The organism is Pseudarthrobacter defluvii (assembly GCF_030816725.1).
In the GTDB taxonomy this organism is placed as follows: Bacteria; Actinomycetota; Actinomycetes; order Actinomycetales; family Micrococcaceae; genus Arthrobacter; species Arthrobacter defluvii_A.
On the sequence record NZ_JAUSYG010000001.1, the window covers coordinates 1,480,557 to 1,493,440 of the forward strand.

Consider the following 12,884-nt stretch of genomic DNA (forward strand, 5'->3'; position numbering starts at 1 on the left):
ACCCAGGCGGCCAAATTCTTTGCTGTCACTGGCCCCCGGTAGGCTAGAGGGGTGACTCCCGAAGAACTTTCCCTCGCCATATCCGCCTGCCTCAAGGACGCCGTCGCCACCGGTGATATTGCCCTTGCCGCATCAGCCATTCCGGCCGAGGTGCGCGTGGAGCGGCCCAAGAACCGGGAGCACGGCGACTGGGCCACCAACATTGCCCTGCAGCTCGCCAAGCAGGCGGGCACCAACCCCCGTGAATTCGCCACCGTCCTCAGCAGCCGGCTCAAGGCCATCGATGGTGTTTCGGCCGTTGACATCGCAGGCCCGGGCTTCCTGAACATCACCGTGGACGCGGCTGCCGCCGGTGCCCTCGCCAAAGCGATCGTGGAGGCCGGCAAGGACTACGGCACCAACACCGCGCTCGCAGGGCACACGGTCAACATGGAGTTCGTCTCCGCCAACCCCACCGGTCCGCTGCACATCGGCCACACCCGCTGGGCAGCGCTGGGCGACTCCATCGCCCGCGTGCTGCGCGCTTCCGGCGCTGATGTGACTGCCGAGTACTACATCAACGACGCCGGCTCGCAGATGAACACCTTCGCCACCTCGGTCTACTCCCGCCTGCATGGCCTTCCCGTGCCCGACGGCGGCTACCCCGGCCAGTACATCGCCGACCTTGGGCATGAGGTACTTTCGGCGCACCCGGACATCCGTGAGCTCACCGAAGTCGCCGCCCTGCCGGTCATCCGGGCCGCCGCCTACGAGGCCCAGATGAAGGACATCCAGGCCACCCTGGCGGAGTTCGGCGTCGAGTTTGATGTCTTTTTCTCTGAGCAGGAACTGCACGACGCCGGCGCCATCGAAAGTGCCGTGGCGCGCCTGCGCGAGCAGGGCCACGTGTTCGACGACGGCGGTGCGGTGTGGCTGCGGACCACGGACTTTGGCGACGACAAGGACCGCGTGATGATCCGCGCCAACGGCGAGCCCACCTACTTCGCCGCCGACGCCGCGTACTACCTGTCCAAGAAGGACCGAGGCTTCACGGAAAAGATCTACCTCCTGGGCGCCGACCACCACGGCTACATCAACCGGCTAAAGGCCATCGCGGCCGCGGCGGGCGACGATCCCGAAGTGAACATCGAGGTGCTCATCGGCCAGCTGGTATCCGTCAACGGCGCCAAGCTGTCCAAGCGTGCCGGCAACATCATCGAGCTCAAGGACCTGATCGAGTGGCTGGGCAAGGACGCCGTGCGCTACTCCCTGGCACGGTTCCCGGCCGATTCGCCGCTGACGCTCGATCCGGAACTGCTGAAGAAACACAGCAACGAGAACCCCGTGTTCTATGTCCAGTACGCCCACGCCCGGTCCCGCGGCGCCGCCCGCAATGCGGTGGCTGCCGGCGTGGATCGGCGGGTGGACGGCCAGGACAGCTTCGACGCCTCACTGCTGGACCACGCCACGGAGAACGAGTTGCTCTCCTACCTGGGCAGCTACCCGTCGATCGTGGCCAAGGCTGCCGAACTGCGCGAACCGCACCGCGTGGCGCGACACCTGGAGGCCATCGCAGGGGCGTACCACCGCTGGTACGACGCGTGCCGTATTGCCCCCATGGGTGAAGAACCCGTCACGGACCTCAACCGCACCCGGCTCTGGCTTAATGACGCCACCAGCCAGGTGCTGGCGAACGGCCTTGACCTGCTGGGCGTTTCCGCGCCGGAACGGATGTAGGACCCATGACGCACACAACAGCAGACGGCTCTCCGCTTGCCCCGGAGTGGCTTGCCGTTCCGGATGACCTCAATGCCCTCCACGAACCGATGTGGGCCGGTGACGCAGCGCGCAACGCCGATGGTGAACTTGTCATCGGCGGCATCCCCGTCAGCGAGTTGCAGCGGCAATACGGGACCCCGCTTTTCGTGATGAGCGAGAACGACTTCCGTGCCCGGGCCAGGGCATTCAGCGATGCGTTCAACGACGCCTTCGCGGATATCTGCGGGGGAGTGGATGTCTACTACGCCGGCAAGTCGTTCCTCTGCACGGCGGTGGTCCGCTGGGTGGAGGAAGAAGGGCTGCGGCTGGACACGGCCTCGGGCGGGGAACTCGCCGTGGCCTACCGGGCCGGAATTCCCGGGGCGGACGTCGCCCTGCACGGCAACAACAAGTCCGACGGCGAGATCCACAGGGCGCTTGACATGGGCCTGGGGCGGATCGTGGTGGACAGCCTGGATGAGCTCGTGCGCGTCGGCGCGATCGCGCAGGGGCGCGGGGAGCAGGCGAAGGTCATGCTGCGGCTCACCCCCGGCGTGCATGCCCACACGCACGAATTCATCGCCACCGCCCACGAGGACCAGAAGTTCGGCCTCTCCATGGCTGCCGACACCACCGATGAAGCCGGCATCTCCGCTGCCGAGGAAGCGGTGGCAGCTGCATCAGCGCATCCCGGCATCGAACTGCTGGGCCTGCACTGCCACATCGGATCCCAAATTTTCGAGCCGGATGGCTTTGCGCTGGCCGCGGAGAAGCTGCTGCGCTTCCTGGCCGCCATGCAGGAAAAGTACTCCATCACCCTGCCGGAACTGGACCTTGGCGGCGGCTACGGGATCGCCTACACGCCGGTGGACACCCCGCGCCCTGCAGCGGAGATCGCCAACGCGATGGCCGCCGTCGTGCGTTCCACCTGCGCCGAGCTTGGCATCGACGCGCCGCGCATCTCCATCGAGCCGGGACGCGCCATCGTTGGCAGCACCACCTTCACCCTGTATGAGGTGGGCACCCTGAAGACCGTCCGCGTGGACGCTCCCGGGGCTTCCGGCAACGGTGACGCGGGCAACAACGTTACGTATCCCCGCCGCTATGTTTCGGTGGACGGCGGCATGAGCGACAACGCCCGCCCGGTGCTGTACGACGCGGATTATTCGGCCGTCCTGGCCTCCCGCACCTCCAGCGCCGCCCCGCAGCTGTCCCGCGTAGTGGGCAAACATTGCGAGAGCGGCGACATAGTTGTTAGAGATGTATATCTGCCCGAGGACGTGGCAGCCGGTGATCTGCTTGCTGTACCGGGAACCGGCGCCTACTGCTGGGCCCTCTCGAGCAACTACAACTATCTGGCCCGGCCGGGCGTTGTCGCGGTGCGCGACGGATCTTCCCGGCTGATTGTCCGCGGGGAAACCGAAGAAGATCTGCTGAACCGCGATATGGGAGCCTGAATGACGGAAATGCGAACGCTGAAAGTAGCCCTGCTGGGCTGTGGCAACGTTGGAGCCCAGGTTGCGCGGATCCTCATTGAGGACGCCGACGCCCTCGCTGCCCGCACCGGTGCCCGCCTACAGCTCAGCGGCATCGCCGTGCGCAACGTCAACGCCCCCCGCGACGTGGACCTGCCGCAGGAGCTTTTCACCACCGACGCCGAAACTCTCGTCAAGGACGCCGACCTGGTGATCGAGCTGATGGGCGGCATTGAGCCCGCACGCACGCTGATCCTCTCCGCGCTGCGTAACGGCGCCTGCGTGGTCACCGGCAACAAGGCACTCCTGGCGCAGGACGGACCCACCCTCTACGAAGAGGCGGACAAGGCGGGCGTCCAGCTGTCCTACGAGGCCGCCGTGGCCGGCGCCATCCCGATCCTGCGCCCCATCCGCGACAGCCTCTCGGGCGACCGGATCACCCGGGTGCTGGGCATCGTCAACGGCACCACCAACTTCATCCTTGACCAGATGGACACCACCGGCGCCCAGTTCGCCGATGCCCTCGCCGAAGCCCAGCGCCTTGGCTACGCCGAAGCGGACCCCACTGCCGACGTCGAAGGCCACGACGCTGCCGCCAAGGCAGCCATCCTCGCGTCGCTGTCCTTCCACACCCGCTTTGCGCTGGACGATGTCCACTGCGAAGGCATCACCTCCGTCAGTGCCTCGGACATCGCCGCCGCGAAGGACGCCGGCTTCGTCATCAAACTGCTGGCCATCGCGGAAAAACTCGTTGATGCGGACGGCAACGAAGGTGTGTCCGTCCGCGTGCACCCCACCCTCCTGCCCCGTGAACACCCGCTCGCCGCCGTCCGCGGCGCCTTCAACGCGGTGTTCATCGAGGCTGAGAACGCCGGCGAACTGATGTTCTACGGCCAGGGCGCCGGCGGCACCCCCACCGCGTCCGCCGTCCTGGGCGACCTTGTGTCGGCAGCGCGCCGCCTGGTCCTGGGCGGTCCCGGGCGCACCGAAACCACCACGGGCCACGTTCCCGCCCTGCCCATCGACGCGGCCATCACCAGCTACTACATCGGACTGGATGTCGCCGACCAGCCCGGCGTCCTGGCAAAGATCGCCCAGTTGTTCGCCGAGCACGGCGTCTCCATCGAAATTATGCGGCAGACCATCCACCGTGATTCGGCTTCCAACGTGGAGTCGGCCGAACTGCGGATCGTCACCCACCGCGCGTCAGAGGCTGCCCTTGCAGCCACCGTCGAGGCCGTGAAGGGCCTGGACGTCATCAATTCAGTTACATCCGTTTTGCGGGTAGAAGGAGTCTAAGTGGCTCACCAATGGCGCGGTGTCATCCGCGAATACGCTGACCGTCTGCCCGTGACGGAGTCCACCAGGGTCATCACCCTGGGCGAGGGCGGCACCCCGCTGGTGTACGCGCAGAAGCTCTCCGAACTCACCGGCTCCGAGGTCTACCTGAAGGTGGAGGGCATGAACCCCACCGGCTCCTTCAAGGACCGCGGCATGACCATGGCCATGACCGCCGCCGTCGAGTCAGGAGCCAAGGCAGTGGTCTGCGCTTCCACCGGCAACACCTCTGCGTCCGCTGCTGCCTACGCCACGGCCGCCGGCCTGAAATGCGCCGTCCTGGTGCCCGAAGGCAAGATCTCCATGGGCAAGCTCAGCCAGGCCATCGCCCACGGTGCCACCCTCCTCCAGGTGGACGGCAACTTTGACAACTGCCTGGACATCGCCCGCAAGCTGGGGGAGTCCTACCCCGTCTTCCTGGTGAACTCCGTCAACCCTGCCCGCATCCAGGGCCAGAAGACCGGCGCCTTCGAAGTGGTCGACGCCCTGGGCGATGCACCGGACATCCATGTGCTGCCCGTCGGCAACGCCGGCAACATCACTGCCTACTGGAAGGGCTACAAGGAATACTCCGCTCCCTTCGAGTCCGACACTGCCGGCACCCTTCCTGCGGTGTCCACCAGGACCCCCGCCATGTGGGGCTTCCAGGCCGCCGGGGCTGCCCCCTTCGTTGCGGGCCACCCCATCACTGAGCCGGACACCATCGCCACCGCCATCCGCATCGGAAACCCCGCCTCCTGGGACGGCGCTGTGGGGGCACGTGACGAATCCGGCGGCCTCATTGACGCTGTCACTGACGAGGAAATCCTGAACGCCCACCGCTGGCTGTCAGCCAGGGAAGGCGTCTTCGTGGAGCCCGGTTCCGCCGCCGGCGTGGCAGGCCTGCTCAAGAAGCACGCCGCCGGCGAGGTCCCCAGCGGCAAGACCATCGTCATCACCGTCACCGGCCATGGCCTCAAGGACCCCCAGTGGGCCCTGCGCACCGAAGACGGCAGCGATGTCCAGCCGGTCAAGGTCCCGAACGACGTCGTCACCGTTGCCGCTGAGCTGGGACTGGAAGAAAAATAGCCTTGGACACCACCTCGCAGGCCGCCGTCGGACTGCAACTGATTGAGCCGGGCCAGCAGGTCACAGTCCGCGTTCCCGCCACCACGGCCAACCTCGGCCCCGGCTACGACAGCCTGGGACTCGCCCTGGCCCTGCATGACACCCTGACCGTGGAAAGCCTGGACACGGACGAACTCGTGTTCGAGCTCAGCGGCGAGGGTGCCGACACGTTGCCGCGCGACGCCAGCCACCTGGTGGTCCGCGCCATGGACGCAGCCTTTGAGCGGCTCGGCTACCGCCACGGCGGGCTGAAGGTGACGGCCCAGAACGTGAATCCGCACGGCAGGGGGCTGGGTTCCTCCGCCTCCGCCGTGGTCGCCGCCGTTTCGGCCGCCAACGCCATGGTGCCGGCGGAAGGCCGGCGCGGAAAGGAATGGATCCTCCAGCTCACCAGCGAACTGGAAGGCCATCCTGACAACGTGGCACCCGCCATTTTCGGCGGACTGGCGCTGTCATGGCAGGACAGTGAGCAGTACAGCAGCACCAGTGCCGCCGTGGCTGGATCCGTCATCCCCATTGTGGCGGTACCGGACTTCGAACTCTCCACCGAAGCGGCCCGCGCCCTGCTGCCGGCGTCGGTGGGACACCACGCCGCGGCCATGAATTCCGGCCGGGCGGCGCTGCTAATCCATGCGCTGACCCAGAAGCCTGAATTCCTGCTGCCGGGCACCGAGGACTACCTGCACCAGAGCTACCGCGCGGAGGCCATGCGGCCCAGCGCGGCACTGATCGGCGCGCTCCGCAAAGCAGGCTACGCGGCAGTGGTTTCCGGGGCAGGCCCCACCGTCCTGGTCCTTGCCAACGGTGAAGTCCAGGCAACTGACGCACTGGCTTTCATCCAGGCCTTCACGGCAGAGAACACGCCGGACATCGGCTGGCGCGTTCTGAAGCTCGCAGTGGACGTCGAAGGTGCTAAGGTGGACTTGCACCGGCGGTAATTCCGCCTATCTGATCTGCTCCTGCATTCAGTTGCTGTTTGATCTACCACTGTGAATGTATTCCGGTGCCGCCTGCTTGGTCTGTCGCAGGAATCTGCAGCATCCAACTGCCCCTGAACCGTCAGCCCGGCGTTGCGCCATGGGCGCAGCGCAAGGTGAATCAGTATCCGGCCCTGCTGGCCGAAATCCAACCGGCAAGGCCGAACAATCCCGGCTGCAGATCTGAACTGCAGCCCAGATCAAATCATCGCGTCCAGCTCCCAGTCCGGACGCCGTCGAGGGGGAAGGATCCTTCGTGACCGAAACCACTGAGCTGTCACCAGCTGTGGAACACACAACTTCTGCTGCCGAATCATCGGCAGCACCCGCCAAGAGCAGCGGCCTCGCCGGCCTGAAGCTCGCCCAGCTGCAGGCCCTCGCCAGCCAGCTCGGCATCTCCGGCGGCTCCCGCATGCGCAAGGGGGACCTGGTCTCGGCCATCTCCGCCCACCGTGCCGGGACCCTCACCGCCAAGGCCCCCGCGAAGTCAGCGGCAAAGGCTCCGGAAAGCACCGTGGCTCCGGCCGCAGCCGCACCGGCTTCCGCTCCTGAGGCCCCCGCCGCAGAAGCACCCGCCGCGGAAGGCACCCGTGCCCGCGGACGTGGCCGCAGCCGCCGCGCCGTCAGCGACGGCGTCGTTTCCACGGCAACCGAAACTCCGGTTGTGGACGCCACTGCCGCGCCTGCCGCCGCAACTGTCGAAACGCCGTCGGCCGCTCCTTCGGAAACCGCCGAGGCAACAGAAGGTGCCCCCGAGCGCCGCCAGCCGCGCACCCGCAACCGCCGCCGCAGCGAAGCCGCTGCCGTCTCCGTTCAGGAAGCCCCGGTGGAAACCCCGGCAGAGCAGCCGGCCGCGGAACAGCGTGCAGGCGAGCAGCGTGCAGGTGAACAGCGCGCCGAAGCTCCCGCAGCTGAAGCGGGCGACGCCGGCCAGCGCACCGAACGCCGTGAAGGCGGACGCACCCGGGGCCGCGACAACGCCCGCGAATCCGACGGCGGCCGCGACAACGCCGGCAGCCGCGAAGCCGGTCAGCGTGAAGGCGCCCGCGACAACCGTGACAGCGACGATTCGGACGGTGGAAGCCGCCGCAACCGCCGTAACCGCCGCGACCGGAACGACCGGAACGACCGCTCCGGCGGCCAGGACCGGGACAACTCGCGCAACGACCGCTTCCGGGACCGGAACGACCGCCGCCGCGGACGCAACCAGGGCCCGGATGTGGACGACGTCGAGGTTACCGAAGATGACGTCCTGCTGCCGGTTGCCGGCATCCTGGACGTCCTGGAGAACTACGCGTTCATCCGCACCTCCGGCTACCTGCCCGGCCCCAACGACGTCTACGTCTCCCTGGCCCAGGTCAAGAAGTACAACCTGCGCAAGGGCGACGCCGTCGTCGGCGCAATCCGTGCACCCCGTGAAGGCGAAGACCGCAACCAGCAGTCCAACCGCCAGAAGTTCAACGCCCTGGTCCGCGTGACCTCGGTCAACGGCAAGACCCCCGAAGAGCTCAAGGACCGCGTTGAGTTCGCCAAGCTGGTCCCGCTGTACCCGTCCGAGCGCCTGCGCCTTGAGACCGACCCCAAGAAGATCGGTCCCCGCGTCATCGACCTCGTTGCCCCCATCGGCAAGGGCCAGCGCGGCCTGATCGTCTCCCCGCCCAAGGCCGGCAAGACGCTCATCCTGCAGTCCATCGCCAACGCCATCACCACCAACAACCCTGAGGTCCACCTCATGATGGTGCTGGTTGACGAACGGCCCGAAGAAGTCACGGACATGCAGCGCACCGTCAAGGGTGAGGTCATTGCCTCCACCTTCGACCGTCCCGCCGACGACCACACCACCGTGGCCGAACTCTCCATCGAGCGTGCCAAGCGCCTCGTGGAAATGGGCATGGACGTGGTGGTCCTGCTGGACTCCATGACCCGCCTGGGCCGCGCCTACAACCTGGCAGCACCGGCCTCCGGCCGTATCCTGTCCGGCGGCGTCGACTCGGCAGCCCTCTACCCGCCCAAGCGCTTCTTCGGCGCCGCCCGCAACATCGAAAACGGCGGCTCGCTGACCATCCTGGCCACCGCGCTCGTCGAGACCGGTTCCAAGATGGACGAGGTCATCTTCGAAGAGTTCAAGGGCACCGGCAACATGGAGCTCCGCCTGTCCCGCCAGTTGGCCGACAAGCGCATCTTCCCCGCCGTGGACGTCAACGCCTCCGGCACTCGCCGCGAGGAGAACCTGCTCTCGCCCGAAGAAGTCAAGATCATGTGGAAGCTGCGCCGCGTCCTCTCCGGACTCGAGACCCAGCAGAGCCTTGAACTGCTCACCAACAAGATCCGGGAGACCCAGAGCAACGTCGAGTTCCTCATGCAGGTCCAGAAGACGACGCTTGGTGCGAAGTCGGATAACGACAAATAGTTTCACCGAGGGCGGGGCCGACGCATTTTGCCGGCCCCGCCTTTGTCGTTCGGATTTTGCCGCCCCCGCCCCTTCGCTGGGCGGCTTCGATCTTCGATCGTTCGCCGCCCAGCTCCGGCAGGCCCGATGCCACTCCCGGGGCGGCAAAATCCGAACGCCATGCAGTTATCTCACCAAATGCGGGCGCGCGTCCGGACGTGCGGTCAGTCTCCGCATGGCAGTCATTAGACTTGTACAAGTCGAAAGAGGTTTATAGATGTTTGAGTCCGTACAGGGTCTGCTTGATGAGCATGATGCCATCCAGGCGCAGCTTGGGGATCCTGCTGTTTATGCTGACCAGCGGCTTGCCCGGAAGCTTGGGCGGCGGTCGGCTCAGCTCAATGGCATTGTTGATGCCTACCACAAGTGGGAAGGCCTCCGGGACGATCTTGCTGCCGCCAAGGAGATGGCTGCCGAGGATCCTGAGTTCGCTGCCGAGGTGCCCGAACTGGAAGCCTCCCTCGAGACGGCCGCGGCCAAGCTTCGCCGCCTGCTCATTCCGCGCGATCCTGACGATGCCCGCAACGTGATCCTCGAGGTCAAGGGCGGTGAAGGCGGCGACGAGGCCGCCCTGTTCGCCGGCGACCTGCTGCGCATGTACAGCCGCTACGCGGAGTCCCGCGGCTGGAAGACCGAGATCATTTCCGCGACAGAGTCGGACCTCGGCGGATACAAGGACGTCCAGATGGCCGTCAAGGGCAATTCCAACGACCCCGCAGAGGGCGTTTACGCCCGGCTCAAATTCGAAGGCGGCGTCCACCGCGTCCAGCGCGTGCCGGTCACCGAATCCCAGGGCCGCATCCACACGTCCGCCGCCGGAGTGCTGGTCCTGCCCGAAGTGGATGAACCCGAAGAACTCGAGATCAACCAGAACGACCTCAAAATCGACGTGTACCGCTCCTCGGGTCCCGGCGGGCAGTCCGTGAACACCACCGACTCGGCCGTCCGCATCACACACCTTCCCACGGGCATCGTGGTGGCCATGCAGAACGAAAAATCCCAGCTGCAGAACCGCGAAGCCGGCATGCGCGTCCTGCGGGCACGCATCCTGGCGCACCAGCAGGAACAGATCGACGCCGAGAACTCGGCCCAGCGCAAGTCGCAGATCCGCACCATGGACCGTTCCGAGCGCATCCGCACCTACAACTACCCGGAAAACCGGATCGCGGACCACCGCACCGGGTACAAGGCCTACAATCTGGACCAGGTCATGAACGGCGACCTGGAACCGGTCATCCAGTCCGCGATCGAGATGGATGAGCAGGCCCGGCTCGACGCCATCGGCGACTGACCGGAAACTGCACCGATGACCGAGCCCACCTCCGCGGCGCCTGCCCAGACCCTGGCAGCGGCCGTCCGTGAGGCTGCGGCACTCCTGGCTGAAGCCGGTGTGCCGAGCCCGCGGGCCGACGCCGAACTCCTGGCGGACCACCTCCTCAACGTCGGGCTGGGGCGCCTGCGCTCCCTGATGCTGGGCGACACTCCAGCGCCGGCGGGATATGTGGAACTCGTAGCCGAACGCGCGCGCCGCATTCCGCTGCAACACATCACCGGGGTGGCGCATTTCCGCTACCTCGAACTGGCAGTGGGGCCCGGAGTGTTCATTCCGCGCCCCGAGACAGAGTCCGTGGTCCAGCTCGCCATCGACCACGTCAAGGGAACGCCGCACCCGCGGATCGTGGACCTCGGGACGGGGTCCGGTGCCATCGCGGGCTCCATCGCGCACGAGGTTCCCGGCGCAGAAGTCCATGCCGTCGAGTACAGCCCGTTCGCCCACGCCTGGGCAGCGAAAAACCTGACGCCGCTGGGGGTCAACCTCATCCTGGGGGACCTGCGCGACGCTTTCGGGGAACTCAACGGAACAGTCGACGTCGTGGTTTCCAACCCGCCGTACATCCCCGCCGAAGCCATCCCCAACGAACCCGAGGTGGCCCTGCACGATCCGCCCGAGGCCTTGTATGGCGGGGGCGCGGACGGCATGGAACTTCCGACGGCGGCCGCGGCCTCCGCTGCACGGCTGCTGCGGCCCGGCGGCTACTTCGTCATGGAACACGCTGAAGTCCAGGCGGGCTGGATTGCCGCCATGCTGGCCAGGACCGGAACCTGGACAGCCATCACCACGCACCTGGACCTGAATGGCAAGGAGCGCGCCACCAGCGCCGTGCTCGCGGACCACACCATACGGAATGAAAGAATGGGCCAGTGACCACAACTTATGACTGCACCATCGACGACGAGCGCGCCCGGGGCCTGGAACACGCCCAGCGCGCCATCAGCGAAAAGAAGTGCGTCGTGCTCCCCACAGACACGGTGTACGGGATCGGCGCGGATGCGTTCTCGCCCCAGGCCGTCACCATGCTGCTGGTATCAAAGGGGCGCAGCCGCACCATGCCTCCCCCCGTCCTGATTCCGCGCATCAACGCACTGGACGGCCTGGCCACGGAGGTCTCGGCGGACGCCCGGAAGCTTGCTGAAGCCTTCTGGCCCGGCGGCCTGACCCTCATCCTGCACGCGCAGCCGTCCCTCGACTGGGATCTTGGCGAAACCAAGGGAACCGTGGCGCTGCGGATGCCCGCCGACGAAGTTGCCCTGGAACTGCTGACCCTCACGGGGCCGCTCGCCGTTTCCTCCGCCAACCGCACCGGCAACGCCCCTGCCCAGACCGCCGCAGCCGCGCGCGAGCAGCTTGCCGACTCGGTGGAGGTGTACCTGGAAGGCGGTGCGCGGCCGCTGGAAGGTGAGGCCGGTGTGCCTTCCACGATCGTGGATGCCACCGGGCCCGTCCTGCGCGTGGTCCGCAACGGGGCCGTAAGCCTGGACCGGCTCCGCGAACACGTACCGGGTGTCCTGGGGCTGGGCGAAATTCCCATGGCTGAAGAGGAGCCCGTCCCGGCGCAGGCCGACGCTGGAAATGCAACGGACGACGCCGGCTCCGCACCTGCCGCGTCCGGCTCCTCCGCAGTGACGGCTGCTGCAGCCGAACCCACCACACCGGCCGGGAACCAGCAGCCTTGATGGCGCTGGACCGCCAGCAGATTCCCGTCCTGGACGTCCACGCGACACCCCTGCGCGTTCCCGAACTGGTCGCGGAACTCAACGGGTTCATCGCGGACGGCGGGACCCGTACTGTCCTGGGCCACAACCTGCACAGCGTCACGCTCACCTTGTCCGACGACGGCTTCCGCCGCCTCTATGAGGAAAGCGACGTGGTGCTCCTGGACGGCGCACCCGTGCTGTGGCTGTGGGGGAGGACCGGCAACGCCGAAGGCCCGGTCATGGACTACCGGCTGGGTACCACCGACTGGCTGCCGGCCCTGGACCAGGTGCGCGGCCTCGACCGCATCGCGGTGGTCGGGGCCGGTCCGGAAGCGAACGCAGGCGCGGTCAGCAGGTTGAAGTCGATTGTGCCAGGGGCGCATGTGTGCGGGTTCCCCGGGGAGGGCTGGGGCCCGGACCTTGAGGAAGCTGCCGTTGAGTGGCTGCACCGAGAACAGCCGCAGCTGGTCCTGCTCGGCCTCGGCATGCCGCTCCAGGAGCAGGTCCTGCAGCGCCGGCTCGCTGACATGCCGCCTGCCGTTTACTGCGCCGTGGGCGGTGCCATCGAACAGCTCGCGGGAGTGCAGAAGCTTGCCCCCCGGTGGCTGGGCAGGATGGGACTGGAGTGGGCCTGGCGGCTGCTCCTGCATCCCCGCCGCGTTGCCTACCGTGTCCTGGGGGAGCCGTGGGTCCTGCTGTGGCTCCTGGCTGCACGGCGGCTCAGGAAGCAGCGGACCGGCAGGTAGCAGCTAAAACGGCGGCTGA

Annotated in this window: 10 protein-coding genes; all 10 read left to right on the plus strand. The window is 67.0% G+C overall.

Annotation, left to right across the window (positions count from 1 at the left end; translation table 11 throughout):
• Positions 1-51: 51 nt before the first annotated feature.
• The 10 genes from argS (at position 52) to QF031_RS06955 (ending at position 12,865) form a co-directional block, all read left to right on the plus strand.
• A complete protein-coding gene (gene argS / locus QF031_RS06910) occupies positions 52-1,716 on the plus strand; it encodes an arginine--tRNA ligase (protein ID WP_307425840.1) in 1,665 nt (554 codons plus the stop codon).
• A gap of 5 nt (positions 1,717-1,721) precedes the next feature.
• Positions 1,722-3,194, plus strand: coding sequence for a diaminopimelate decarboxylase (gene lysA / locus QF031_RS06915; RefSeq protein WP_307425843.1), 1,473 nt, complete (start codon positions 1,722-1,724; stop codon positions 3,192-3,194).
• Positions 3,195-4,511: a homoserine dehydrogenase gene (locus tag QF031_RS06920; protein ID WP_307425847.1), complete on the plus strand. Its 1,317-nt coding sequence runs from the start codon at positions 3,195-3,197 to the stop codon at positions 4,509-4,511. It abuts the gene before it with no gap.
• The gene (gene thrC / locus QF031_RS06925; RefSeq protein ID WP_307425849.1) at positions 4,512-5,618 is read left to right on the plus strand and encodes a threonine synthase; all 1,107 of its coding nucleotides are present in this window, start codon (positions 4,512-4,514) and stop codon (positions 5,616-5,618) included.
• A gap of 2 nt (positions 5,619-5,620) precedes the next feature.
• Complete coding sequence (thrB, locus tag QF031_RS06930; RefSeq protein WP_307425852.1) at positions 5,621-6,595, plus strand: homoserine kinase; 975 nt, start codon at positions 5,621-5,623, stop codon at positions 6,593-6,595.
• A gap of 295 nt (positions 6,596-6,890) precedes the next feature.
• Positions 6,891-9,044 (plus strand): transcription termination factor Rho, encoded by a 2,154-nt coding sequence (gene rho / locus QF031_RS06935; protein ID WP_307425855.1) that lies wholly within the window; start codon positions 6,891-6,893, stop codon positions 9,042-9,044.
• A gap of 256 nt (positions 9,045-9,300) precedes the next feature.
• A complete protein-coding gene (prfA, locus tag QF031_RS06940) occupies positions 9,301-10,374 on the plus strand; it encodes a peptide chain release factor 1 (protein WP_307425858.1) in 1,074 nt (357 codons plus the stop codon).
• Positions 10,375-10,389: 15 nt separating this feature from the next.
• Positions 10,390-11,289: a peptide chain release factor N(5)-glutamine methyltransferase gene (gene prmC, locus QF031_RS06945; protein WP_307425861.1), complete on the plus strand. Its 900-nt coding sequence runs from the start codon at positions 10,390-10,392 to the stop codon at positions 11,287-11,289.
• Positions 11,286-12,098, plus strand: coding sequence for an L-threonylcarbamoyladenylate synthase (locus QF031_RS06950; RefSeq protein ID WP_307425863.1), 813 nt, complete (start codon positions 11,286-11,288; stop codon positions 12,096-12,098). Before prmC ends, QF031_RS06950 begins: the two co-directional genes overlap by 4 nt.
• A complete protein-coding gene (locus QF031_RS06955; RefSeq protein WP_307425866.1) occupies positions 12,098-12,865 on the plus strand; it encodes a WecB/TagA/CpsF family glycosyltransferase in 768 nt (255 codons plus the stop codon). The genes QF031_RS06950 and QF031_RS06955 overlap by 1 nt, the downstream gene beginning before the upstream one ends.
• Positions 12,866-12,884: the final 19 nt, after the last annotated feature.

Bases quoted from the DNA above. Each gene is read 5' to 3' on its own strand.
- lysA (WP_307425843.1), top strand. From the start codon at position 1,722: ATGACGCACACAACAGCAGACGGCTCTCCGCTTGCCCCGGAGTGGCTT.
- QF031_RS06920 (WP_307425847.1), top strand. From the start codon at position 3,195: ATGACGGAAATGCGAACGCTGAAAGTAGCCCTGCTGGGCTGTGGCAAC.
- prfA (WP_307425858.1), top strand. From the start codon at position 9,301: ATGTTTGAGTCCGTACAGGGTCTGCTTGATGAGCATGATGCCATCCAG.
- prmC (WP_307425861.1), top strand. From the start codon at position 10,390: ATGACCGAGCCCACCTCCGCGGCGCCTGCCCAGACCCTGGCAGCGGCC.
- QF031_RS06955 (WP_307425866.1), top strand. From the start codon at position 12,098: ATGGCGCTGGACCGCCAGCAGATTCCCGTCCTGGACGTCCACGCGACA.